Origin of the sequence: Psychrobacter sp. 78a-MNA-CIBAN-0178 (genome assembly GCF_040309625.1) — a bacterium.
GTDB lineage: Bacteria > Pseudomonadota > Gammaproteobacteria > Pseudomonadales > Moraxellaceae > Psychrobacter > Psychrobacter okhotskensis.
In genome coordinates, this window is the sequence record NZ_JBEOOZ010000110.1 from 1 (window position 1) to 280 (window position 280).

General features: G+C 44.6%; 1 protein-coding gene. It reads right to left on the reverse strand.

Features of this window, described 5'->3' with window-relative positions; translation table 11 throughout:
* The coding region (locus AAEY80_RS14465; protein WP_350588558.1) for a helicase-related protein at positions 1-280 on the reverse strand (280 nt) is incomplete at both ends.

Here is a 280-nt window from a genome sequence, read left to right on the forward strand (position 1 = left end):
CCCATACGCTGATTGGCGCTTGCTTGCGATATAGGCTCTATTGGTAAGCGCTGTACTTTTGTACGATAGCTGTAGCGACTTATACGCGCAGTACCTGGGTCTATTACATAACGAATACCCGGCACGGTTAATGATGTTTCGGCTACGTTAGTCGATAAAATAATATGACGACGAGAATGCGGCGCAAATATACGGTTTTGCTCTGCGTTAGATAAACGCGAGTAAAGTGGCAATACATCGGTGTGTTTTAAATTACGCTTGCTAAGTGCATCTGCGGTAT